Source organism: Streptomyces sp. NPDC059785 (assembly GCF_042732375.1).
In the GTDB taxonomy this organism is placed as follows: Bacteria; Actinomycetota; Actinomycetes; order Streptomycetales; family Streptomycetaceae; genus Streptomyces.
The window spans coordinates 17052-41354 of record NZ_JBHWHV010000069.1; the positions used below are offsets into that span (position 1 = coordinate 17052).

The 24303-nt window shown below is 70.9% G+C and carries 22 protein-coding genes; 13 read left to right on the top strand and 9 right to left on the bottom strand.

The window, feature by feature from the left end; translation table 11 throughout:
* The first annotated feature begins 108 nt into the window (after window positions 1–108).
* The 8 genes from gap (at window position 109) to ACFV6E_RS36180 (ending at window position 8316) form a co-directional block, all read left to right on the top strand.
* On the top strand, window positions 109–1119 hold the full coding sequence (gap, locus tag ACFV6E_RS36145; protein WP_385171599.1) for a type I glyceraldehyde-3-phosphate dehydrogenase: 1011 nt from the start codon (window positions 109–111) through the stop codon (window positions 1117–1119).
* Window positions 1120–1246: 127 nt separating this feature from the next.
* Window positions 1247–2458, top strand: coding sequence for a phosphoglycerate kinase (locus ACFV6E_RS36150; RefSeq protein ID WP_385467487.1), 1212 nt, complete (start codon window positions 1247–1249; stop codon window positions 2456–2458).
* Window positions 2459–2463: 5 nt separating this feature from the next.
* A complete protein-coding gene (tpiA, locus tag ACFV6E_RS36155) occupies window positions 2464–3240 on the top strand; it encodes a triose-phosphate isomerase (protein WP_385177722.1) in 777 nt (258 codons plus the stop codon).
* Window positions 3241–3383: 143 nt separating this feature from the next.
* Window positions 3384–3620, top strand: a complete 237-nt coding sequence (secG, locus tag ACFV6E_RS36160) for a preprotein translocase subunit SecG (protein ID WP_385177720.1) — start codon at window positions 3384–3386, stop codon at window positions 3618–3620.
* Between the two features lie 232 nt (window positions 3621–3852).
* A complete protein-coding gene (locus ACFV6E_RS36165) occupies window positions 3853–4188 on the top strand; it encodes an RNA polymerase-binding protein RbpA (protein ID WP_360744526.1) in 336 nt (111 codons plus the stop codon).
* Window positions 4189–4354: 166 nt separating this feature from the next.
* Window positions 4355–5626, top strand: a complete 1272-nt coding sequence (locus tag ACFV6E_RS36170) for an MFS transporter (RefSeq protein WP_385467490.1) — start codon at window positions 4355–4357, stop codon at window positions 5624–5626.
* A gap of 72 nt (window positions 5627–5698) precedes the next feature.
* Window positions 5699–7351: a glucose-6-phosphate isomerase gene (pgi, locus tag ACFV6E_RS36175; RefSeq protein ID WP_385467493.1), complete on the top strand. Its 1653-nt coding sequence runs from the start codon at window positions 5699–5701 to the stop codon at window positions 7349–7351.
* 101 nt (window positions 7352–7452) lie between these two features.
* Window positions 7453–8316 carry a hypothetical protein gene (locus ACFV6E_RS36180; protein WP_385177945.1) on the top strand — a complete coding sequence of 288 codons (864 nt, stop codon included), beginning with the start codon at window positions 7453–7455 and terminating at the stop codon, window positions 8314–8316.
* A 95-nt stretch (window positions 8317–8411) separates the two neighbouring features.
* On the opposite strand, the gene pgl is transcribed toward ACFV6E_RS36180, so the two are convergent.
* The 5 genes from pgl to tkt are packed head-to-tail and all read right to left on the bottom strand — an operon-like array spanning window position 8412 to window position 15002.
* Window positions 8412–9191 carry a 6-phosphogluconolactonase gene (gene pgl / locus ACFV6E_RS36185; protein ID WP_385172470.1) on the bottom strand — a complete coding sequence of 260 codons (780 nt, stop codon included), beginning with the start codon at window positions 9189–9191 and terminating at the stop codon, window positions 8412–8414.
* Window positions 9188–10237, bottom strand: a complete 1050-nt coding sequence (gene opcA / locus ACFV6E_RS36190; protein WP_385172473.1) for a glucose-6-phosphate dehydrogenase assembly protein OpcA — start codon at window positions 10235–10237, stop codon at window positions 9188–9190. The genes pgl and opcA overlap by 4 nt, the downstream gene beginning before the upstream one ends.
* Entirely contained in the window at window positions 10234–11760 is a 1527-nt protein-coding gene (zwf, locus tag ACFV6E_RS36195) for a glucose-6-phosphate dehydrogenase (protein ID WP_385172519.1), read from the bottom strand. Before zwf ends, opcA begins: the two co-directional genes overlap by 4 nt.
* Window position 11761: 1 nt before the next feature.
* Window positions 11762–12880 (bottom strand): transaldolase, encoded by a 1119-nt coding sequence (gene tal, locus ACFV6E_RS36200; protein WP_385172475.1) that lies wholly within the window; start codon window positions 12878–12880, stop codon window positions 11762–11764.
* 34 nt (window positions 12881–12914) lie between these two features.
* Window positions 12915–15002, bottom strand: a complete 2088-nt coding sequence (tkt, locus tag ACFV6E_RS36205) for a transketolase (RefSeq protein WP_385172478.1) — start codon at window positions 15000–15002, stop codon at window positions 12915–12917.
* 346 nt (window positions 15003–15348) lie between these two features.
* On the opposite strand from tkt, the gene ACFV6E_RS36210 reads away from it, so the two are divergent.
* From ACFV6E_RS36210 to ACFV6E_RS36220, 3 genes are all read left to right on the top strand, one after another.
* On the top strand, window positions 15349–16341 hold the full coding sequence (locus ACFV6E_RS36210; protein ID WP_385467496.1) for a heme o synthase: 993 nt from the start codon (window positions 15349–15351) through the stop codon (window positions 16339–16341).
* Between the two features lie 103 nt (window positions 16342–16444).
* Window positions 16445–16804, top strand: a complete 360-nt coding sequence (locus ACFV6E_RS36215) for a hypothetical protein (RefSeq protein ID WP_385172480.1) — start codon at window positions 16445–16447, stop codon at window positions 16802–16804.
* Window positions 16805–17110: 306 nt separating this feature from the next.
* Window positions 17111–18217 (top strand): amidohydrolase family protein, encoded by a 1107-nt coding sequence (locus ACFV6E_RS36220; protein ID WP_385467499.1) that lies wholly within the window; start codon window positions 17111–17113, stop codon window positions 18215–18217.
* Between the two features lie 29 nt (window positions 18218–18246).
* Here ACFV6E_RS36220 and ACFV6E_RS36225 read toward each other — a convergent pair whose 3' ends face one another.
* The 4 genes from ACFV6E_RS36225 to ACFV6E_RS36240 form a co-directional block, all read right to left on the bottom strand.
* The gene (locus tag ACFV6E_RS36225; RefSeq protein ID WP_385172486.1) at window positions 18247–19263 is read right to left on the bottom strand and encodes a heme A synthase; all 1017 of its coding nucleotides are present in this window, start codon (window positions 19261–19263) and stop codon (window positions 18247–18249) included.
* Between the two features lie 112 nt (window positions 19264–19375).
* A complete protein-coding gene (locus tag ACFV6E_RS36230; protein WP_385467501.1) occupies window positions 19376–20155 on the bottom strand; it encodes an ABC transporter permease in 780 nt (259 codons plus the stop codon).
* Window positions 20152–21075 (bottom strand): ABC transporter ATP-binding protein, encoded by a 924-nt coding sequence (locus tag ACFV6E_RS36235; protein WP_385172492.1) that lies wholly within the window; start codon window positions 21073–21075, stop codon window positions 20152–20154. Before ACFV6E_RS36235 ends, ACFV6E_RS36230 begins: the two co-directional genes overlap by 4 nt.
* Window positions 21076–21086: 11 nt before the next feature.
* Window positions 21087–21947 (bottom strand): aminoglycoside N(3)-acetyltransferase, encoded by an 861-nt coding sequence (locus ACFV6E_RS36240; protein ID WP_385467515.1) that lies wholly within the window; start codon window positions 21945–21947, stop codon window positions 21087–21089.
* A gap of 169 nt (window positions 21948–22116) precedes the next feature.
* Here ACFV6E_RS36240 and ACFV6E_RS36245 point away from each other — a divergent pair, with 169 nt between their 5' ends.
* A complete protein-coding gene (locus ACFV6E_RS36245; RefSeq protein ID WP_385172495.1) occupies window positions 22117–22875 on the top strand; it encodes a helix-turn-helix transcriptional regulator in 759 nt (252 codons plus the stop codon).
* Complete coding sequence (sufB, locus tag ACFV6E_RS36250) at window positions 22872–24293, top strand: Fe-S cluster assembly protein SufB (protein ID WP_030933396.1); 1422 nt, start codon at window positions 22872–22874, stop codon at window positions 24291–24293. Before ACFV6E_RS36245 ends, sufB begins: the two co-directional genes overlap by 4 nt.
* Window positions 24294–24303: the final 10 nt, after the last annotated feature.

The window sequence follows — 24303 nt, forward strand, 5'->3', positions numbered from 1 at the left end:
CTCGATGTCACCCCGGACGCGTCAGGGAGGTAGGGTCGTAGGCGGTCGGGGACATCCCATACGTCTCGCCGGCATCGAAAACCGGCGTACCAACGAGGAGATCGGTTCGTGACGATCCGCGTAGGCATCAACGGCTTTGGCCGCATCGGTCGTAACTACTTCCGCGCGCTGCTGGAGCAGGGTGCTGACATCGAGATCGTGGCTGTCAACGACCTGGGTGACACCGCGACCACCGCTCACCTGCTCAAGTACGACACCATCCTGGGCCGCCTCAAGGCCGAGGTGTCGCACACCGAGGACACCATCACCGTCGACGGCAAGACCATCAAGGTCCTGTCCGAGCGCAACCCCGCCGACATCCCGTGGGGCGAGCTGGGCGTCGACGTCGTGGTCGAGTCCACGGGCATCTTCACCAAGAAGGCCGACGCCGAGAAGCACATCGCCGGCGGCGCCAAGAAGGTCCTGATCTCGGCTCCGGCCAAGGACGAGGACATCACCATCGTGATGGGTGTCAACCAGGACAAGTACGACCCGGCGAACCACCACGTCATCTCCAACGCCTCCTGCACCACCAACTGTGTGGCGCCGATGGCCAAGGTCCTCGACGAGAACTTCGGCATCGTCAAGGGTCTGATGACGACGGTCCACGCGTACACGAACGACCAGCGCATCCTGGACTTCCCGCACTCGGACCTGCGCCGCGCGCGTGCCGCCGCGGAGAACATCATCCCGACCACGACGGGCGCCGCGAAGGCCACCGCCCTGGTCCTCCCGCAGCTCAAGGGCAAGCTCGACGGCATCGCGATGCGCGTCCCGGTCCCGACCGGCTCGGCCACCGACCTGGTCGTGACGCTCCAGCGCGAGGTCACCAAGGACGAGGTCAACGCCGCGTTCAAGAAGGCCTCCGAGGACGGCGACCTCAAGGGCTACCTGGCCTACACCGAGGACCCGATCGTCTCCTCGGACATCGTCAGCGACCCGGCCTCCTGCACCTTCGACTCCTCCCTGACCATGGTCCAGGAGGGCAACTCGGTGAAGATCCTCGGCTGGTACGACAACGAGTGGGGCTACTCCAACCGCCTCGTCGACCTCACGGTCTTCGTCGGCGGCCGGCTCTGATCACCGGAGCAGGCACCTCGATGTGACAGCAGGGCTCGGGCAGCGCACCTTTGCGCTGCCCGAGCCCTGACTCACGTACTGATCGACCAGCCCTCCGGACCACCAGAGCCTTGCAAGGAGTCCCCTCATGAAGACGATCGACGAACTCCTCGCCGAAGGAGTGGACGGCAAGCGGGTCTTCGTCCGCGCCGACCTGAACGTGCCCCTGGCCGACGGAAAGATCACCGACGACGGCCGCATCCGCGCGGTGCTGCCCACCGTCAAGGCGCTCGCGGACGCGGGCGCCAAGGTGATCGTCGCCTCGCACCTGGGCCGCCCCAAGGGCGCCCCGGACCCCGCCTTCTCGCTGCGCCGTCCCGCCGAGCGCCTCGGTGAACTCCTGGGCGCGCCCGTCGCGTTCGCCGAGGACACCGTCGGCTCCTCGGCGCGGAGCACGGTCGACGGCCTGGACTCCGGCCGGGTCGCGGTCATCGAGAACCTCCGCTTCAACGCCGGCGAGACGTCCAAGGACGACGCCGAGCGCGGCGCGTTCGCCGACCGGCTCGCCGCGCTCGCCGACGTCTACGTGGGCGACGGCTTCGGCGCCGTGCACCGCAAGCACGCCTCCGTGTACGACCTCCCGGCCCGCCTGCCGCACTACGCGGGCTACCTCATCACCACCGAGGTCGGCGTCCTGAAGAAGCTCACCGAGGACGTCCGGCGCCCCTACGTGGTCGCGCTCGGCGGCGCCAAGGTCTCCGACAAGCTCGCCGTCATCGACCAGCTCCTCGGCAAGGCCGACCGCCTGCTCATCGGCGGCGGCATGGCCTACACCTTCCTCAAGGCCAAGGGCTACGAGGTCGGCATCTCCCTCCTCCAGGAGGACCAGATCCCGGCCGTCAAGGAGTACCTGGAGCGTGCGGAGAAGAGCGGCGTGGAGCTGGTGCTCCCCGTCGACGTCGTGGCCGCTCCCGAGTTCCCCGACCTCAAGGCGAAGGCCCCCACGAACCCCGACACCGTCGCCGCGGACGCCGTCCCCGCCGACCGGATGGGCCTGGACATCGGTCCGGAGTCCCGCAAGCTGTACGCCTCGAAGCTCGCCGACGCGGCCACCGTCTTCTGGAACGGCCCCATGGGCGTCTTCGAGCACCCCGACTACGCCGAGGGCACCAAGGCGGTCGCCCAGGCCCTCCTCGACTCCCCGGCCTACACGGTCGTCGGCGGTGGCGACTCCGCCGCGGCCGTCCGCACGCTGGGCTTCGACGAGCAGGCATTCGGCCACATCTCGACCGGTGGCGGCGCCTCCCTCGAATACCTCGAGGGCAAGACGCTCCCCGGCCTCGCCGCACTGGAGGACTGACCTCAATGAGCACCCGCACGCCGCTGATGGCGGGCAACTGGAAGATGAACCTCAACCACCTCGAGGCCATCGCGCACGTCCAGAAGCTCGCCTTCGCCCTGGCCGACAAGGACTACGAGGCCGTCGAGGTCGCCGTCCTGCCGCCCTTCACCGACCTGCGCTCGGTGCAGACCCTGGTCGAGGGCGACAAGCTCAGCATCAAGTACGGCGCCCAGGACCTCTCGGCGCACGACTCCGGCGCGTACACCGGTGAGATCTCCGGCGCCATGCTGGCGAAGCTCAAGTGCACGTTCGTCGCGGTCGGCCACTCCGAGCGCCGCCAGTACCACGCCGAGACCGACGACGTCGTGAACGCCAAGGTCAAGGCCGCCTACAAGCACGGCCTCACCCCGATCCTGTGCGTCGGCGAGGAGCTGTCCGTCCGCGAGGAGGGCAACCACGTCGCGCACACGCTCGCGCAGGTCGAGGGCGGCCTCAAGGACCTCCCGGCCGAGCAGGCCGACACGATCGTGATCGCGTACGAGCCCGTCTGGGCCATCGGCACCGGCAAGGTCTGCGGCGCCGACGACGCCCAGGAGGTCTGCGGGGCGATCCGCGCCAAGCTCGCCGAGCTGTACACCCAGGAGCTGGCCGACCGGGTCCGCATCCAGTACGGCGGCTCGGTCAAGTCCGGCAACGTCGCGGAGATCATGGCGAAGCCCGACATCGACGGCGCCCTGATCGGCGGCGCGTCCCTGGACGCCGACGAGTTCGTCAAGATCGTCCGGTTCCGCGACCAGTGAGCCGCACCGGTCCGCGGTGCCCCGGCGGCGACCCGGCGACCGTGAGTATGCGGTAGCGGCGATCCGTCGTACCCTTGCGGGGGCCGGGTGACCTGTCACCGGGCCCCCGTCGTCCATTCAGTTCCGAGGAAGTTGGTCCAGCCGTGGTTTTGGGGTTCTCGATCGCCCTGATCGTCTTCAGCCTGCTGCTGATGCTGCTGGTGCTGATGCACAAGGGGAAGGGCGGCGGCCTCTCCGACATGTTCGGTGGCGGCATGCAGTCCTCCGTCGGCGGCTCCTCGGTCGCCGAGCGCAACCTCGACCGCATCACCCTGGTGATCGGTCTGCTCTGGTTCGCGTGCATCGTCGTGCTCGGCATCCTGATGAAGGCCAACAACTGACACCCGGCTGACATCGGTACGGCATCACAACAGCACACCGCGCAAGCTCATCGCGCACATAAGGCCCCATGTACGGTACGCGCCTCCCGGCGCGGCCTATCATGGGGCTTGCGTCTAGGGGCGGGTAACTCCAATCACTGGACGCGCGTTGGGCCTTACGTAGACTGAGGCGCTCGCAGCGAAGCGAAACGCCGACTCGCTTTGCGGCACCATCACGCAGGGAGTTACGACCGTGGCAAGTGGCAACGCGATCCGAGGAAGCCGGGTCGGGGCGGGGCCGATGGGCGAGGCCGAGCGTGGCGAGTCCGCGCCACGGCTGCGCGTCTCCTTCTGGTGCTCCAACGGGCATGAGACGCAGCCGAGCTTCGCCAGCGACGCGCAGGTGCCCGAGACCTGGGACTGCCCGCGCTGCGGCTTTCCGGCCGGACAGGACCAGGACAATCCACCGGACCCGCCGCGTACCGAGCCGTACAAGACGCACCTCGCGTACGTACGGGAGCGGCGCAGCGACGCGGACGGCGAGGCGATCCTCGCCGAGGCGCTCGCCAAACTGCGGGGCGAGATCTAAGAGTTGACGGCCGGCCGGGCACCGAGAGGTGTCTGGCCGGATGCGTTTCGCCACTGGTGCCAAACCCGTCGCGCTCCTGCCCCGGCCCGCTCTCCGGCCCGTTGTCAGTGGTGCCCTCTACGGTTCTTGTGTCAGCGGAATCGGCGGAGTGCGGGGGCGGGGCGTGGTGGCGGCGACCAGTGCGGTGGAGACGGCGCGGACGCCCGCGTGGCGCGGGGGATTCGGACGGCTGTGGAGCGCGGCCGTGCTCTCCAGCTTCGGGGACTCCCTGCGCACGGCCGCGCTGCCCCTGCTGGCCGCGACGCTCACGGACCGGCCGCTGCTCGTCGCCTCCGTCACCGCCTGCGGATATCTGCCCTGGATCGTCTTCGGACTGCTCGGCGGAGCCGTCGCCGACCGGGTCGACCAGCGCCGTGCCATGTGGACGGTGGACGCGGTCCGCGGCCTGCTGGTGGCCGCCTTCGCGGTGGCCGTCGCCCTGGGGCACGCCTCGATCGCCCTGCTGATCGCGCTCGCCTTCGCCCTGACCACCCTCCAGACGCTCTTCGACAACGCGTCCACGGCCCTGCTGCCCGCCCTGGTGGATTCCGAGGCGCTCGGCAGCGCGAACGCGCGGCTGATGTCCGGCCAGCGCGTCGCCGGCGGTCTGCTGGCCGGGCCCCTCGTGCCGCTGCTGCTCGTGGCGGGAGCGGCCGTGCCCTTCACGGTGGACGCGCTGACCTTCCTCGCCGCCGCCGCGCTCGTGGCCTCGCTGCGGACCGCCGGGGCCGGGCGCGATCCCAGACCGGCGGGCAGCACCCTGCGCGCGGAGATCGCGGACGGACTGCGCGTCCTGTGGCGCGACCGGGCGCTGCGCGGCCTGTGCGCGGCCACGGCCCTGTGCAACGTCGGCATGGGCGCGCTCATCGCCACACTGGTGCTGCTGGTGACGGGCTGGCTCGACGCGGGCAACGGCGGGTACGCGGCGGCGACGACCGCGTACACGGTCGGCAGCCTGGTCGCGGGCGTGGTGGGCCGCCGGATCACGGACCGGACCGGGCGGGTGCGGGGCGTGCTGCTCGCCGGGGCCGTGCAGACCGGCGTCCTGGCAGTGATCGGCTCGGTCCGCAGCCTCACCGCGCTGATCGCGGGCATGGCGGCCTTCGGTTTCATGGGCATGGTGTGGAACGTCAGCACCACGACCCTGATGCAGCAGCGGGCGCCCGCGGAGATGCTGGGCCGGATCAGCGCCGCCTTCCGGACCCTGGCCGTCGCCGGGGCGCCCCTGGGAGCGGTGCTCGGCGGGGCCGTGGCGACCGCCTGGGGCCTGAACACCCCGGCGCTGCTCGCGGCCGTGTTCTTCGTCCTGGCCGTCATCTCCTTGATACCGGCGCTCAAGCCGGACGTATCTGTTGTTGCGCCGGAGGACGGCGCGACGACGGCTCACGTCCAGCCCTGATCAACTAGGTTGGGACCGGCAGCGGGGCAAGGTACGCAGCAGCACACGCAGGAAAGAAGGCGGAAGTCCGAGATGAACGCAGACAGCCGTACCAGGCTCGACCAGACACCCGAGTGGACCGCGCTGGCCGGGCACCGCGAAGAGCTCGGCGGGACCCATCTGCGGGACCTGTTCGCGGCCGACCCCGGCCGCGGCACCGGTTACACCCTCCAGGTCGGCGATCTGCACGTCGACTACTCCAAGCACCTGGTCACCGACGACACTCTGTGCCTGCTGCGCCGGCTCGCCGAGGCCAGGGACGTGTTCGGGCTGCGGGACGCGATGTTCCGCGGCGAGCGGATCAACGTCACCGAGGACCGGGCCGTGCTGCACACGGCGCTGCGCGCCCCGCGCGACGCGGTGATCGAGGTCGACGGGGAGAACGTGGTCCCGGGCGTGCACGCGGTGCTGGACAGGATGAGCGCCTTCGCCGAGAAGGTGCGGGCCGGCGAGTGGACCGGGCACACCGGCGAGCGCATCAAGAACGTGGTCAACATCGGCATCGGCGGTTCGGACCTGGGCCCGGCGATGGCGTACGAGGCGCTGCGGGCCTTCACCGACCGCGGTCTGACGGTCCGCTTCGTGTCCAACGTGGACGGCGCCGACCTGCACGAGGCCGTGCGCGACCTGGACGCGGCGGAGACGCTGTTCATCGTCGCCTCGAAGACCTTCACCACCATCGAGACGATCACCAACGCCACTTCAGCGCGGAACTGGCTGCTCGGTGAGCTGAAGGCCGGTCAGGAGGCTGTGGCCAGGCACTTCGTGGCGCTGTCGACGAACGCCGGCAAGGTGGCGGACTTCGGCATCGACACGGACAACATGTTCGAGTTCTGGGACTGGGTCGGCGGCCGGTACTCCTTCGACTCGGCGATCGGACTGTCCCTGATGATCGCCATCGGGCCCGACCGGTTCCGCGAGATGCTCAACGGGTTCCATCTGGTCGACGAGCACTTCCGCACCGCCCCGGCCGAGGAGAACGTCCCGCTCCTGCTCGGTCTGCTCGGCGTCTGGTACGACGACTTCCACGACGCGCAGGCGCACGCGGTGCTGCCGTACTCGCACTACCTGTCCAAGTTCACCGCCTACCTCCAGCAGCTCGACATGGAGTCCAACGGCAAGTCGGTGGACCGGGACGGCAATCCGGTCGAGTGGCAGACAGGGCCCGTGGTCTGGGGCACGCCCGGCACCAACGGGCAGCACGCCTACTTCCAGCTCCTGCACCAGGGGACGAAGCTGGTCCCGGCCGACTTCATCGGCTTCGCCGAGCCGGTCGAGGAGCTGGGCGAGGAGCTGAAGGCCCAGCACGACCTGCTGATGGCGAACTTCTTCGCGCAGACCCAGGCCCTGGCGTTCGGCAAGACGCCGGACGAGGTGCGCGCCGAAGGGGTGGCCGAGGAGCTGGTGCCGCACAAGACGTTCCAGGGCAACCGGCCCACGACGACGATCCTCGCCCGCGCGCTGACCCCGTCGGTCCTCGGCCAGCTCGTCGCCCTCTACGAGCACAAGGTCTTCGTGCAGGGCGCGATCTGGCACATCGACTCCTTCGACCAGTGGGGCGTCGAGCTGGGCAAGGTGCTCGCCAAGCGCGTCGAGCCCGCGCTGACCGAGGGCGCGGACGTGCCGGGCCTCGACCCGTCGACCAAGGCGCTCGTCGCCAAGTACCGGGAGCTGCGCGGCCGTTAGCCCGTATCGGTAACGGCTCGGGAAGTGGGCGGCAGGGCGCCGTCCGCTTCCCGTAGACTCCGCCGGGCGATCATGGACACGACGGCCCGGGGGAGCGGAAGGTGACTGGTTCGCAAGGGAGTTGGACGGACGGCTCGCTCAGGGCGCGGACGTTCCTCAAGCCCCACCACGTGGCGCGGGCGGTCTTCCACCCGGCGTGGATCCCGCCGTCGGTCGACCCGGCCGTGGACCGGCTGAAGCGGATACGGGTGATCGCCGGGGCATTCGCGGCGGTCGGCGTCTACACCTTCGTCCAGGGCGGCTTCGCGTTCGACGAGATGCTCGAGAACATGCTGGTGGCGTCCGTCGTCCTGCTGGTCATCACCCCGCTGACGGTGGGCGTGATGCTCTTCGTCTGGCGGCGCACGGGCACCGTACGGGCGCTGCGCGGGCCGCTGCTCAACTCGCTCAAGCTGCTGCTGGCCTTCGTCGGCTCGATCGTGCTGACCGTGGTGGTCTGGCGACTGACCTCGTCGCTGGGGGTGTTCGGGCTGTTCCTCGGCTTCGCCGGGTTCTGGCTGGTCGTCTTCGTCGCCGCCGGGGCGGTCAAGGTCTCCGGCAACTTCTTCGGCACCGCGGCCGTGCACCGGTGCCTGCCGGCGCTGCTCGCCACGGTGACGACCTGGCTCATGGCCATCCCGGACCTGATCACCGGCGATCTGCACGGGCTCAGCCTGAAGATGGGCCTGCTCTTCGTCCTCGGGGCGCCGCTGACGGTCACGGCCATCGCCGTCCTGGAGATGAACCGGCTCCGCCGCCGCTACGGCATCCGGCTCTCCGGCCACCCGGCGAACAGCATCCCGCGGACCGGCCCCGTACCGCCGCAGGGCAACCCGTACGGGCCGGTCCCGCCGCAGCCGCAGCCGTACGGTCCGCCCCCGCCGTACCGGCCGGGGCATCCGTACGGGAATCCCTACCGGACCTGAGCCGGACCCGCACCAGTGAACGACGACGCCGGACGGACTGTCACAGTCCGTCCGGCGTCGTGTCGTACAGGGTTGCCCCCTCGTGAACAGGCCGCTCAGGGAGAAGCCGGGGGATACAGCGAGCGCGGGAGCTGCGACGCGGCCGCCGTGTCCAGCAGCCACAGCGTCCGGGAACGGCCCTGCGCGCCCGCCGCCGGGGCCTGCACCTCGCCCGCGCCGGACAGGGCGATGGCCACCGCGTTCGCCTTGTCCTCACCGGCCGCGAGCAGCCACACCTCGCGCGCGGCACGGATCGCGGGCAGCGTCAGCGACACCCGGGTGGGCGGCGGCTTGGGCGCGCCGTGCACGCCGACCACCGCGCGCTCCTGCTCCCGTACCGCGGGCAGCTCCGGGAAGAGCGAGGCCACGTGGGTGTCGGGACCGACGCCGAGCATCAGCACGTCGAAGGACGGCACGGGACCGTGGTTCTCCGGGCCCGCGGCCTTCAGCAGCTCCGCCGCGTACGACTCGGCCGCGGCGTCCACGTCCGGGTACGGGCCGTCGGACGCGGGCATCGGGTGCACCCGCGCCGGGTCCAGCGGCACCGAGTCGAGCAGCGCTTCGCGGGCCTGGGTGTAGTTCCGGTCGGCGTCGCCCTCGGGCAGGTAGCGCTCGTCGCCCCACCAGAGGTCGAGCCGGCCCCAGTCGACGGCGTCCCGGGCGGGCTGGGCGGCGAGCGCGGCGAGCACGCCGTTGCCGTTGCGCCCGCCGGTCAGCACCACCGAGGCGGAGCCGCGCGAGGCCTGGGCGTCCACGATCTTCGTGATCAGCCGGGCGGCGGCGGCCTGCGCCATCAGCTCCTTGTCGTGGTGGACGACAAGCTGCGGAGTACTCACTTGGCCGCCGCCCTCTTCGCCGGAGCCTTGCTCGTGGCCTTCTTCGCGGGACCCTTGGCGGCCGTCCTGGCGGGCGCCTTGACCGCGACGCCGCCCTCCGCACGGTCCCCGGAGCCGTCGCCCGTGGCCAGCCGGTCGACCCCGTAACGCAGCGCCGACGCGTAGGTGTCGTCCGGGTCGAGCCGGCGCAGCTCCTCCGCGATCAGCTCGGCGGTGCCGCGCCGCTGGAGCGCCACCGCGCGGTCGGGCTGGCCCTCGATGGACAGGGTGGCCAGCGAACCGTCGGCACGGTCCAGGACGATCTCGCCGCAGTCGGTCTGCATGCGCACGGCGGTCAGGCCGGGCCCCGCCGAGACCGACCGCCGGACCGGGACGTCCAGCCGGTTGGCGAGCCACATGGCGAGCAGCTCGCAGCTCGGGTTGAACTCCTCGCCCTCCACCTCGACGGTGTCGACCTCGCACAGCACCTGGTCCAGGGCCGCGGCCAGCATCGAGCGCCAGGGCGTGATGCGGGTCCAGGAGAGGTCGGTGTCGCCGGGCGCGTAGGCGTCGGCGCGGGCCGTCAGCTCGCTGATCGGCTCCTCGGCGGCGTAGGTGTCGGTGACCCGGCGCTGGGCGAGCGCGCCCAGCGGGTCCTTCGCCGGATTGCCGGGCGCGTCCACCGGCCACCACACGACGACGGGCGCGTCGGGCAGCAGCAGCGGCAGCACCACGGAGTCCGCGTGGTCGGCGACCTCGCCGTGCAGCCGCAGGACGACCGTCTCGCCGGGGCCCGCCTCCGCGCCGAGGCGCACCTCGGCGTCCAGCCGCGACTTGGTGCGGTCGCGGGGCGAGCGGTTGACGCGCCTGATCACCACGAGGGTGCGCGAGGGGTGCTCGCGGGAGGCGTCGTTGGCGGCGCGCAGGGCGTCGTAGGCGTTCTCCTCGTCGGTGACGATGACGAGGGTGAGCACCATGCCGACGGCGGGGGTGCCGATGGCGCGGCGGCCCAGGACGAGCGCCTTGTTGACCTTGCCGGCCGTGGTGTCCGTGAGGTCGGTCTTCATGGCCTGCGCCAGCTCCGTCCGTCTCGTGCGAGCATGTCGTCGGCCTCCTTGGGACCCCAGGTGCCCGCCGGGTACTGCGCGGGCTTGCCGTGCTTGTCCCAGTACTCCTCGACCGGGTCGAGGATCTTCCAGGACAGCTCGACCTCCTCGGTGCGGGGGAAGAGGTTGGAGTCGCCGAGCAGGACGTCCAATATGAGCCGTTCGTACGCCTCCGGGCTGGACTCCGTGAACGACTCGCCGTAGGCGAAGTCCATCGAGACGTCGCGGATCTCCATGGAGGTGCCGGGGACCTTGGAGCCGAAGCGGACCGTGATGCCCTCGTCCGGCTGGACGCGGATGACGATCGCGTTGGAGCCCAGTTCCTCGGTGGCGGTGGAGTCGAAGGGGGAGTGCGGGGCGCGCTGGAAGACGACCGCGATCTCGGTGACGCGGCGGCCGAGACGCTTGCCGGTGCGCAGGTAGAAGGGGACGCCCGCCCAGCGGCGGTTGTCGATCTCCAGCTTCACCGCCGCGTAGGTGTCGGTCTTGGACTTGGCGTCGATGCCGTCCTCTTCGAGGTAGCCGACGACCTTCGCGCCGCCCTGCCAGCCCGCCGCGTACTGGCCGCGGACGGTGTCCTTGCCCAGGTTCTTCGGCAGCCGGGCCGCGCCGAGGACCTTGGTCTTCTCGGCGGCGAGCGCGTCCGCGCCGAAGGAGGCAGGCTCCTCCATCGCGGTCAGCGCCATCAGCTGGAGCAGGTGGTTCTGGATGACGTCGCGGGCGGCGCCGATGCCGTCGTAGTAGCCGGCCCGGCCGCCGATGCCGATGTCCTCGGCCATGGTGATCTGCACGTGGTCGACGAAGGACCGGTTCCAGATCGGTTCGAACATCTGGTTGGCGAAGCGCAGCGCCAGGATGTTCTGGACGGTCTCCTTGCCCAGGTAGTGGTCGATCCTGAAGACCTGGTCGGGGGTGAAGACCTCGTGCACGATCGCGTTCAGTTCGCGGGCGCTGGCCAGGTCGTGGCCGAAGGGCTTCTCGATGACGGCGCGCCGCCAGGAGCCCTCGGGCGCGTCGGCGAGCCCGTGCTTCTTGAGCTGCTGGACGACCTTGGGGAAGAACTTCGGCGGCACGGAGAGGTAGAAGGCGAAGTTGCCGCCGGTGCCCTGCTTCTGGTCGAGGTCCTGGATCGTCGCCTTCAGGTTTTCGAAGGCGTCGTCGTCGTCGAAGTTGCCCGGCACGAAGCGCATCCCCTGGATGAGCTGCTGCCAGACCTCCTCGCGGAACTCGGTGCGGGCGTGCTCCTTGACGGCGTCGTGGACTTCCTGGGCGAAGTCCTCGTCCTGCCATTCGCGGCGGGCGAAGCCGACGAGCGAGAAGCCCGGGGGCAGCAGTCCGCGGTTGGCGAGGTCGTACACGGCAGGCATCAGCTTTTTACGGGACAAGTCGCCGGTGACGCCGAAAATGACCAGACCCGACGGCCCCGCGATACGCGGGAGCCGTCGGTCTGCGGGGTCACGCAGCGGATTGCTGCTTGACAAGATGTCAGCCCTCCGAGGGGGCGAGGCGCTTGAGCTCTGCCTCGGTCGACTTGAGCAGGTCGTTCCAGGACGCCTCGAACTTGTCGACGCCCTCCTTCTCCAGCAGCCGCACCACCTCGTCGTACGAGATGCCGAGCTTCTCCAGCGCGTCCAGCTCGGCGCGGGACTGCTCGTACGTACCGGCGATGGTGTTGCCGGTGATCTCGCCTTCGGCGGCGGTCGCCTCGAGCGTGGCCTCCGGCATGGTGTTCACCGTGTTCGGCGCGACGAGCTGCTCGACGTACATCGTGCTCTTGTACGCCGGGTCCTTCACGCCGGTGGACGCCCACAGCGGGCGCTGCTTGTTGGCCTGTGCCCGGTCGAGGGCGGCCCAGCGGTCGCCGCTGAAGACCTCCTCGTACGCCTGGTAGGCCAGGCGCGCGTTGGCGATGCCCGCCTTGCCGCGGGCGGCCTTGGCCTCGTCCGTGCCCAGCGCGTCGAGGCGCTTGTCGATCTCGGTGTCCACGCGGGACACGAAGAACGACGCCACGGAGTGGATCTTCGACAGGTCCAGGCCGCGCTCCTTGGCCTTCTCCAGACCTGCCAGGTAGGCGTCCATCACCAGGCGGTAGCGCTCCAGCGAGAAGATCAGCGTCACGTTCACGCTGATGCCGAGGCCGATGACCTCGGTGATCGCCGGGATGCCGGCCTCGGTGGCCGGGATCTTGATGAGCGTGTTCGGCCGGTCCACCAGCCACGCGAGCTGCTTGGCCTCGGCGACGGTCGCGTGCTCGTCGTGCGCGAGCCGCGGGTCGACCTCGATCGACACCCGGCCGTCCTGGCCGCCGGTCGTCTCGAACAGCGGGTGCAGGATGTCGGCGGCGTCACGGACGTCCGCCGTCGTGATCATGCGGATCGCCTCTTCGACCGTCACCCGGCGGGCGGCGAGGTCCGAGACCTGCTGGTCGTAGCCGTCGCCCTGGGAGATGGCCTTCTGGAAGATCGACGGGTTGGTGGTGACACCCACGACGTGCTGCTGGTCGATGAGCTCGGCCAGGTTGCCGGACGTGATCCGCTTGCGCGACAGGTCGTCCAGCCAGATCGCGACGCCTTCTTCGGAGAGGCGCTTGAGTGCGTCTGTCATGGAAAATGCATCTCCTACGTGTCGTATGTAAGCGTCAGCGCTGGGCTGCGGCGATCGATTCCTTCGCCTTCGCGGCAACGTTCTCGGCAGTGAAACCGAACTCCCGGAAGAGCACCTTGCCGTCCGCGGAAGCACCGAAGTGCTCCAGCGAAACAATGCGCCCGGCGTCTCCGACGAACCGGTGCCAGGTCAGCCCGATGCCGGCCTCCACCGCCACGCGCGCCTTCACGGACGGCGGCAGGACGCTGTCCCGGTACCCCTGGTCCTGCTCGTCGAACCACTCCACGCACGGCATCGACACCACACGGGTGGGGACACCGTCGGCCTGGAGCTGCTCACGCGCCTCGACGGCCACATGCACCTCGGAACCGGTGGCGATCAGAATGACCTCCGGCTCCCCGCCTTCGGCCTCGAACAGCACGTAGCCGCCCTTGACCGTGTCCTCGTTCGCCTCGTACGTCGGCACGCCCTGCCGGGTCAGCGCCAGACCGTGCGGGGCGCCCTTGCCGAACTCCTTGGTCCAGCGCCCCAGGACCTCGCGCCAGGCGATGGCCGTCTCGTTGGCGTCCGCGGGGCGGACGACGTTCAGGCCGGGGATGGCGCGCAGGGAGGCCAGGTGCTCCACCGGCTGGTGGGTGGGGCCGTCCTCGCCGAGGCCGATCGAGTCGTGCGTCCAGACGTACGTCACCGGCAGGTGCATCAGTGCGGAGAGGCGGACGGCGTTGCGCATGTAGTCGGAGAACACCAGGAAGGTGCCGCCGTAGATGCGGGTGTTGCCGTGCAGCGCGATGCCGTTCATCTCGGCGGCCATCGAGTGCTCGCGGATGCCGAAGTGGATCGTGCGGCCGTAGGGGTCGGCCTCCGGCAGCGGGTTGCCCTCCGGCAGGAACGAGGAGTTCTTGTCGATGGTGGTGTTGTTCGAGCCGGCCAGGTCGGCGGAGCCGCCCCACAGCTCGGGGATGACCGCGCCCAGCGCCTGGAGCACCTTGCCGGAGGCGGCCCGGGTGGCGACACCCTTGCCGGCCTCGAACACCGGGAGTTTCTCCTCCCAGCCGGTCGGCAGCTCGCCCTTGGCGACACGGTCGAAGTCGGCGGCGCGCTCGGGGTTGGCGGAGCGCCAGGCGGCGAGGTCCTTCTCCCAGCCGTCGCGGGCCGCACGGCCGCGCTCCCCGGCGGCCCGGGTGTGCGCCAGCACCTCGTCGGCGACCTCGAAGGTCTTCTCCGGGTCGAAGCCGAGCACGCGCTTGGTGGCCGCGACCTCGTCGTCGCCGAGCGCCGAGCCGTGCGCGGCCTCGGTGTTCTGCGCGTTCGGCGCGGGCCAGGCGATGATCGAGCGCATCGCGATGAAGGACGGCCGGTCGGTGACCTTCTTCGCCGCCTGGATCGCGTCGAAGAGCGCGTTCGGGTCCAGGTCGCCGTCGGGCTTCGGCGCGACACGCTGCACGTGCCAGCCGTACGCCTCGTACCGCTTGACCGTGTCCTCCGAGACGGCCGTCTCGGTGTCGCCCTCGATCGAGATGTGGTTGTCGTCCCACAGCAGGATCAGGTTGCCGAGCTTCTGGTGGCCCGCCATCGACGACGCCTCGGCGGAGATGCCCTCCTGGAGGCAGCCGTCGCCGGCGATCGCGTAGATGTAGTGGTCGAAGGGCGAGGCGCCCTGCGCGGCGGACGGGTCGAACAGGCCGCGCTCGTAGCGGGCGGCCATCGCCATGCCCACCGCGTTGGCGACACCCTGGCCGAGCGGACCGGTCGTCGTCTCGACACCGGCGGTGTGCCCGTACTCCGGGTGGCCGGGGGTCTTGCTGCCCCACGTCCGGAACGACTTGAGGTCGTCCAGCTCCAGGCCGAAGCCGGCCAGGTACAGCTGGATGTAGAGGGTCAGGGACGAGTGGCCCGCGGACAGCACGAAACGGTCGCGGCCGGTCCAGTCGGGGTCCGACGGGTCGTGCCGCATCACCTTCTGGAAGAGGGTGTACGCGGCGGGGGCCAGGCTCATCGCCGTACCGGGATGGCCGTTACCGACCTTCTGTACGGCATCGGCGGCCAGGACACGGGCGGTGTCGACCGCCCGCTGGTCCAGCTCGGTCCACTCGAGGTCTGTGGTGGTCGGCTTGGTGCTCACCCTGGGTCAGGGCTCCTCTCCACATGTTCGAATGCCGGTGCGCGTCGCGCCCACCGGCCGCTGTCGAGCCTACCCTCGCGACAACGTGCGTTTTTTCGAGTCATTCCAGACTGCCGGGAAGGGACGCGTTCCGCCTCCCGACCGGTGCGTTCCCCGTTCGGCAGATGAATACGGACCCGTTCATCCGACTGCTCAATCGAGCAGTCGCGGGCTCTTGCCGAAGCGCCTTCCAACACGACCGGACCCCCGCTGAGGCCGAAGTCTGGGCAACGTCTACAGTGGCGTGGTACGCGCGAGCCTTTACGGAGTGTTCACACCGGGGGCTTGCTGAGAGTCTCTGTCAGGGGTGTACGTGACGGTCGTTGAATCCCGTCCTGCGGGTGGGGGTACCGCCCGCGCCCTTAAGGCCGCGGGGGAGCTCGGTGGGGCGAACCAGAGCACGAACCACCACCGGCCGTTCGGGGCCCGCGTCAAGGCGTTCGTCGCACTGACCAAGCCGCGGATCATCGAGCTGCTGCTGATCACCACCGTTCCGGTGATGTTCCTCGCCGAGCGGGGCGTGCCGGATCTGAAGCTGGTGCTGCTCACCTGCGTCGGCGGCTACCTCTCCGCGGGCGGCGCCAACGCCCTGAACATGTACATCGACCGCGACATCGACGCGCTGATGGACCGCACCGCGCAGCGGCCGCTGGTCACCGGCATGGTCAGCCCCCGCGAGTGCCTGGCCTTCGGCATCACCCTCGCCGTCGTCTCGACCCTGCTCTTCGGCCTGACCGTCAACTGGCTCTCGGCCTGGCTCTCCCTCGGCGCACTGCTCTTCTACGTCGTCGGCTACACGATGATCCTCAAGCGCCGCACGTCGCAGAACATCGTCTGGGGCGGCATCGCGGGCTGCCTGCCCGTCCTCATCGGCTGGTCGTCCGTCACGAACTCCATGTCCTGGGCGCCGGTCATCCTCTTCATGGTGATGTTCTTCTGGACGCCGCCGCACTACTGGCCGCTGTCCATGAAGGTGCGCGAGGACTACGCGCGCGTGGGCGTGCCGATGCTGCCCGTCGTCGCCAGCAACAAGGTGGTCGCCAAGCAGATCGTCATCTACAGCTGGGTGATGGTCGCCGTCTCCCTGCTGCTGACCCCGCTCGGCTACACCGGCTGGTTCTACACGGCGGTGGCCCTGGTGGCCGGCGGCTTCTGGCTGTGGGAGGCGCACGGCCTCCAGAACCGCGCGAAGGCGGAGGTGACGGGCGCCAAGCTCAAGGAGATGCGCCTGTTCCACTGGTCCATCACCTACGTGTCGATCCTCTTCGTGGCGGTCGCGGTGGACCCCTTCCTGCGGTAGCCCCCAGCCGCCCCCGACGAGCGAGTGGACGGGCGGGGTACGTGGTCGAGACCACGTACCCCGCCCGTCGCCGTTTCCTTTACCCGTCGGTAGCATCCTGGCCATGGCAGACGACACCCAGCAGGTCGACGACAGGAACGGCGCGGCGACGGACACCAGGGCCGAGCGCAGGGCCGCCCGGCTCGCCAAGCACATCTCCGCGTTCGCCAAGGAGCACGGCGGGAGCGAGGGACACGTGGAGTACCTCGGCGAGCGGGGCGCCCGGATCGTGCTCGTCGGCGCGGACGGCGCCTGGGGCGACCTGGTGGCCCCGACGCACGCCCTCGCCGAGCAGGCCGTACGGCGGGCCGGGATCACCGTGCACGACGCCCTCGACGGAGAGCTCGCGGCCAGGGTCGAGACCGGGCCGTACGAGTGGCGGCGGATGGCCGGGATCCAGGTCGGCGGAGCGCGCAACCGCTGACGGCCCGGGGACGGCGGACCGCGCCGCGAGACCCGGCGGGCCGCGCCGCGAGACCCGGCGGGCCGTGCCCCGGGACACGGCGGGCCGTGCCCCGGGACACGGCGGGCCGTGCCCCGGGATACGGCGGGCCGTGCCCCGGGATACGGCGGGCCGTGCCCCGGGACACGGCGGACCGTGCCCCGGGATACGGCGGACCGTGCCCCCGGGACACGGCGGACGTTCGCACGGGGTGCGAGGGAGCAACACCTGACGCCCGGTTCACCCGTTAGGACCTGAGAAGGCGCGGTCCACTCATGGGGAGTCCGGATGATCGAAACGCCGTCCCTGGTGGACCAGTACTGCCACGGCGTGCTCCGCACGGAGCTGGGCCTCGGGGTCTTCGAGGCCCACCTCGCCAGGACCGAGGGCCCGCCCGCCTCCGGCACCACCTTCTTCGACACCCAGACGGGCTTCGCGGTACGCCGCTGGTGCCCGCCGCTGCTCGGCCTCGAACCGCACTGCGCCCCCGCCCGCTACCTCGCCCGGCGCCGCGAACTCGGCGTACTGGAATCGGGCCGCCGGCTGCTGCGGGGCAGCGGCATCACGACCTATCTGGTCGACGCCGGGGTGCCCGGCGACCTGACCGGCCCCGGCGAGCTGGCCTCCGCGGGGGCGGCCGAGGCGCACGAGATCGTCCGCCTGGAACTCCTCGCCGAACAGGTCGCCGACACCTCCGGCACCGTCGAGTCGTTCCTCGCCAACCTCGCCGAGTCCGTGCACGGCGCGGCGGGCACCTGCGTCGCCTTCACCTCGGTGGCGGGCATACGGCACGGGCTGGCGCTGGCGCCCGAGCCGCCGGGACCCGGCGAGGTACGGGGCGCGGCGGGCCGCTGGCTCGCCGGGCGCCGGGTGGGCGGGCAGCTCAGGGACCCCGTACTGCTGCGGCACCTGCTGTGGATCGCGGTCGCCTCCGGGCTGCCGCTCCAGCTGCATGCGGGCGCGGGCGACCCCGGTCTGCGGACCGAGCGCACGGACCCCGCCCTGCTCACCGACTTCGCCCGGGCCACCGCGGGCCTCGGCACCGATCTCGTCCTGCTGCACGGCTACCCGTACCACCGGCACGCGGCCCATCTCGCGGGCGTCTTCCCGCACGTCTACGCCGATCTGGGCGCCGCGGTGGTGCGCACGGGCGCGCGGGCGGCGGCCGTGCTCTCGGAGGTCCTGGAGCCGGCCCCGTTCGGCAAGCTGCTCTTCTCCACCGGCGCGCACGGGCTGCCCGAGCTGCACGTGGTGGGCGCCCGGCTCTTCAGCGAGGCGCTCGCCCGGGTGCTGGGCGCGTGGGTCACCGAGGGCGCCTGGTCACTCACGGACGCCCGGCGGGTGGCGGGGCTGATCGCGGCGGGCAACGCGCGGCGGGTGTACGGGCTGGAGTGACCGCCGCGGGCCCGGAACGGCCCGCGGCTTCAGACGGTGCCCGCGCCGACCGTCGCGCCGGACGAAGCCTGGCCCGGGACGCCCAGGCCCGCGGCGGGCCGTTCGCGCAGCGACAGCAGGACGCGGAGCACGCCGATCCACACCAGGCAGGAGCCGAACATGTGCAAGCCGACCAGGATCTCGGGCAGCTCCGTGAAGTACTGCACGTAGCCGATGACGCCCTGGCCGAGCAGGATCAGGAACAGGTCGCGGGTGCGGTGCAGCGGGCCCGCGGGCGCGTCGACGGCCTTGAGGACGAACCACAGGGCGAACGTCAGCGTGACCACGATCCAGGCGAGCACGGCATGCAGCTTGGCGACGCTCTCCCAGTCGACGCCCATCCGGGGCACGTCGCTGGAGTCGCCCGCGTGCGGGCCCGCGCCGGTGACCACGGTGCCGACGGCGATCAGCAGCACGGTCGCGGCGACCAGGAACCACACCAGTTGCTGCACGGACTTGCCGACCAGCGGACGCGGCTCCGTGTCCCCCTCGCCCGCCCGCTGCCACAGCAGCAGCGCGACCGCGATCAGCGCCGTCGTGAGCAGGAAGTGCGCGGCCACCGTGTACGGGTTGAGGCCCACCAGGACGACGATCCCGCCGAGCACCGCGTTGCCCATGGCGATCCAGAACTGGGCCCAGCCGAGCCGGGTAAGGGTGCGCCTGCGCGGCTTCTGCGACCGCGCGGCGATGATCGCCCAGCCGATCGCGGCGCACAGCACGTACGTCAGCATGCGGTTGCCGAACTCGATGACGCCGTGGAAGCCCATCGCGCTGGTCGTGGTGAGCGACTCGTCCGTGCACTTGGGCCAGGTCGGGCAGCCCAGGCCGGAGCCCGTGAGCCGCACGGCGCCCCCGGTGACCACGATGATCACCGACATGACGAGCGCGGACAGGGCCGCCCGGCGCACCGTCCGGTTCGTGGGGGTCCAGCGAGCGGCGATGTAGGCGAGCGGGTTGCGCGCGGCTTGCGCCACGTCGGCGCGGGTCACGTTTGGCACGCGCACCATGGTAGGCCGAAGCTTGTGCACGCCTTCACGAGGGGGAGGTTCCGGCCGGTTCCGGTGTTCACCGGAAGATCCACTCCCGGGCTCCACTCCGGGCGGGACACCCGCCCGGGATCTACTCCCAGTGGAAGAACCGGGCGGCGGCGCCGAGCCCGAGCACGGCCCACACGGCGAGGATCCCCAGGTCGCCCCAGGGCATCCCGGCGCCGTGCTGGAGCACGTCCCGCAGCCCGTCGGACAGGGCGGAGATGGGCAGCAGCCCGAGCACGTCCTGCGCGGCGGACGGGAACTTGTCGAGCGGGACGATCACGCCGCCGCCGACCAGGAGCAGCAGGAAGACCAGGTTCGCGGCGGCGAGCGTCGCCTCCGCCTTGAGCGTGCCCGCCATCAGCAGCCCGAGCCCCGAGAACGCGGCCGTCCCGAGGACCAGCAGGAGCAGCACGGCCGCCGGGTTCCCGTGCGGCGACCAGCCGAGGGCGAAGGCGATCACCGTCAGCAGGACGACCTGGAGGACCTCCGTGACCAGCACGGCGAGCGTCTTCGCGGTCATCAGGCCCCAGCGCGGCAGCGGCGAGGAGGCGAGCCGCTTGAGCACCCCGTAGCGCCGCTCGAAGCCCGTCGCGATGGCCTGGCCGGTGAACGCCGTCGACAGCACGGCGAGCGCGAGGATGCCGGGCGCGAGGAAGTCGACGGCCTCGCCCGCGCCCGTGTCGACGATGTCGACGGAGCTGAAGAGGACCAGGAGCAGTGTCGGGATGACGACCGTGAGGAGCAGCTGCTCGCCGTTGCGCAGCAGCATCTTCGTCTCCAGCGCGGCCTGGGCGCCGATCATCCGCGCGAGCGGTGCGGCGCCGGGGCGCGGGGAGTACGTACCGGTGGTGGCGGCCTCGGTCATGAACGCAGCTCCTTGCCGGTGAGCTCCAGGAAGACGTCTTCGAGGGTGTGGCGCTCGACGGAGATCTTCTCCGGCATCACCCCGTGCTGGGCGCACCAGGAGGTGACCGTCGCCAGCAGCTGGGGGTCGACCTGGCCGCCTACCCGGTACGCGCCCGGCGTCAGCTCGACCGCGGTGCAGTCCGCCGGGAGCGCCTTGAGCAGCGAGGAGACGTCGAGACCCGGGCGGCCGGTGAAGCGCAGGGTGTTCTCGGCGCCGCCGCGGCACAGCTCCTCCGGGGAGCCGTGCGCGATGACCCGGCCCGCGTCGATGACGGCGACGTCGTCCGCGAGCTGTTCCGCCTCGTCCATGTGGTGCGTGGTGAGGATGACGGAGACGCCGTCGGCGCGCAGGTCGCGGACGAGGTCCCAGGTCGCCCGGCGGGCCTGCGGGTCGAGGCCCGCGGTCGGCTCGTCGAGGAAGACCAGCTCGGGGCGGCCGACCACGGCCATCGCCAGGGCGAGCCGCTGCTGCTGGCCGCCGGACAGCCGCCGGTACGTGGTACGGCCGCAGCTGCCGAGGCCGAGGCGTTCGATCAGCGCGTCCACGTCGAGCGGGTGGGCGTGCAGCCGGGCCACGTGCCGGAGCATTTCGTCGGCGCGGGCGCCCGAGTAGACGCCGCCCGACTGGAGCATGACGCCGATCCGGGGACGCAGTTGCGCCGACTGCCGCACCGGGTCGAGGCCCAGGACGCGCACCGTGCCGGAGTCCGGCTTCCGGTACCCCTCGCAGGTCTCGACCGTGGTGGTCTTGCCGGCGCCGTTCGGTCCGAGCACGGCGGTGATGCCGGCCCCGGCCGTCAGGTCCAGACCGTCCACGGCGGTCTTCGCGCCGTACCGCTTCACCAGGGCCCGGACTTCGACGACAGGGTCACTTCGCATGAGGCGCAAGTCTAGGGACGTGGCGGGGAGGTCCGGCGGGCGGGGCCCCTGACCTGCTCCGGGATCCACTCCTCGCGCGAGCGGTGCAGCGGCAGCCACCGCTGGGCGTACGCCACCGCGTCGGCCACCGGGAACAGCCGGGTAGTGGCCGCGCCGACCCGGCCGCGGACGACAGGCCTGTCCCGTTCGAAGTCGGCACCCAGTTCGTCGAAGCGCTCGGAGGTGATGCGGACCTCGCTCACCACCTCCCACCCGGCCGTCCCGCCGGCGCCGAAGACCGGCCGCCCGGCCTCCACCACCGGGGACGGGATCCGGTACTCGGCCAGGTGGAAGGCGGTGCACGCGTCGTAGCCCGCGCCGAGCAGCAGCACCCGGGCGCCGCTCTCCTCCAGCCGGGCCAGCGGGCTGCGCTCGCCGAGACGGCAGTCGGGGGCGTGCCCGTCGAGCACCGCCGCCGCGCGCGGGCCCAGGGCGGCGAACGAGGTCTGGGGGTGGGCGCTGCGCCGGGCGCCCGGCCAGGTGCGGACGGTCTCCGGGATCACCCCGACGCCCCGGCTGGGCGTGATGCGCGGGTCGTAGGCGGGCATCGTGGCCCGGATGGCCGGCCACCACTGTTCGGGGACCGGCGGGTGGCCCCACTGCGCCGGATCGGAGAGGTCGCCGGACTGGGTGGGGACCACCAGCGTGCCGTCGGGGCCGAGCGCGTCGAGCAGTCCCTGAACGACGGCGACCGCGCCGCCGCAGACCCAGCCGAGGGAGGAGAGCGAGGAGTGCACGAGGAGCGTCTCGCCTGCCTCGACCCCCAGATCGCGCAGCTTCGCGGCGAGCGAGCCGCGGGTGACGAGGGGGCCGGGCGGAGGGGATTCGGGCAGGTCGGACACGTTCGGCAGTCTGCTGGAGAGCGGCCGGGAACGCCACCCGTTTGATCGATCGGAGATCATTCCCGCAGGTCAGCTTAGGTTTACCTAAGTGATGCAGCGCACCGTCCGCCCCGGGGGACGCGGGTTGTCAGGCTCTGAGGAATTACGCAACAATGGTGTTGTGAAAAACGTGGGCGAGGCTCGGGAGACCCCCGCGGGGGCCCCGCAGGAAGAGATCGGGACCGGTGAGCGTTCGACGCGCAACCGCGTCGCGCGGTCGATCCTGGACCACGGCCCGTCGACGGTGGCGGACCTGGCCGGACGGCTCGGTCTCACCCAGGCGGCCGTGCGCCGGCACCTCGACGCACTCGTCGCCGACGACGTGGTCCAGCCGCGCGAGCAGCGGGTCTACGGCGCGCGCACGCGCGGGCGGCCCGCCAAGGTGTTCGCCCTGACGGACTGCGGCCGGGACGCCTTCGACCAGTCCTACGACAAGCTCGCGGCGGACGCGCTGCGCTGGATCGCGGAGCGCGAGGGCGGCGGCGAGGCGGTCGCCGCCTTCGCCCGGGCCCGGATCGCCGCGCACGCCGAGGCGTATCGCGCGGCCGTCGAGGCCGCCGGCCCCGAGGAACGCACCAAGGCGCTGGCCAGGGCCCTGAGCGCCGACGGGTACGCTGCTACGGCGCGCAGTGCGCCGCTCCCGCAGGCCGGCGAGCAGCTCTGCCAACACCACTGCCCGGTCGCTCACGTCGCCGAGCAGTTTCCGCAGCTGTGCGAGGCGGAGACGGAGTTCTTCTCCCAGTTGCTCGGCACGCACGTCCAGCGGCTGGCCACCATCGCCCACGGCGACGGCGTCTGCACCACGTTCATCCCCAAGATTTCCAAGACACACCACGACCACAACGCATCCGCAAGCACGGCCGGGAGGAACCCCGCATGACTCTCCCCACGGAGACTGCTCACCCCGAACTCGAGGGTCTGGGCAATTACGAGTACGGCTGGGCCGACTCCGACGAGGCCGGCGCCTCTGCCAAGCGCGGTCTCAGCGAGGACGTCGTCCGGGACATCTCCGCCAAGAAGAACGAGCCGGAGTGGATGACCAAGCTCCGCCTCAAGGGCCTGCGCCTCTTCGAGAAGAAGCCCATGCCCAACTGGGGCTCGGACCTGTCGGGCATCGACTTCGACAACATCAAGTACTTCGTCCGGTCCACGGAGAAGCAGGCGGAGTCCTGGGAGGACCTGCCCGAGGACATCAAGAACACGTACGACAAGCTCGGCATCCCCGAGGCGGAGAAGCAGCGCCTCGTCGCCGGTGTCGCGGCCCAGTACGAGTCCGAGGTCGTCTACCACCAGATCCGCGAGGACCTGGAGGAGCAGGGCGTCATCTTCCTGGACACCGACACCGCCCTGAAGGAGCACCCGGAGCTCTTCAAGGAGTACTTCGGCACGGTCATCCCGGTCGGCGACAACAAGTTCGCCTCGCTGAACACCGCCGTGTGGTCCGGCGGCTCCTTCATCTACGTGCCGAAGGGCGTGCACGTGGAGATCCCGCTCCAGGCCTACTTCCGCATCAACACGGAGAACATGGGCCAGTTCGAGCGGACGCTGATCATCGTCGACGAGGACGCCTACGTCCACTACGTCGAGGGCTGCACGGCGCCGATCTACAAGTCGGACTCCCTGCACTCCGCGGTGGTCGAGATCATCGTGAAGAAGGGCGCCCGCTGCCGCTACACGACCATCCAGAACTGGTCGAACAACGTGTACAACCTGGTCACCAAGCGCGCCGTGGCGTACGAGGGCGCGACCATGGAGTGGATCGACGGCAACATCGGCTCCAAGGTCACCATGAAGTACCCGGCCGTCTACCTGATGGGCGAGCACGCCAAGGGCGAGACCCTGTCCATCGCCTTCGCGGGCGAGGGCCAGCACCAGGACGCCGGTTCCAAGATGGTCCACATGGCGCCGAACACCTCGTCCAACATCGTCTCCAAGTCGGTGGCGCGCGGCGGCGGCCGTACCTCCTACCGCGGTCTGGTCGAGATCGGCGAGGGCGCCGCGGGCTCCAAGTCGAACGTGCTCTGCGACGCGCTGCTCGTCGACACGATCTCCCGCTCCGACACGTACCCCTACGTGGACGTCCGCGAGGACGACGTGTCCATGGGCCACGAGGCGACCGTCTCCAAGGTCTCCGAGGACCAGCTCTTCTACCTGATGAGCCGGGGTCTGAGCGAGTTCGAGGCGATGGCCATGATCGTGCGAGGCTTCGTCGAGCCGATCGCCAAGGAACTGCCCATGGAGTACGCCCTCGAGCTCAACCGGCTGATCGAGCTGCAGATGGAAGGCGCGGTCGGCTGACCCCCGGCCT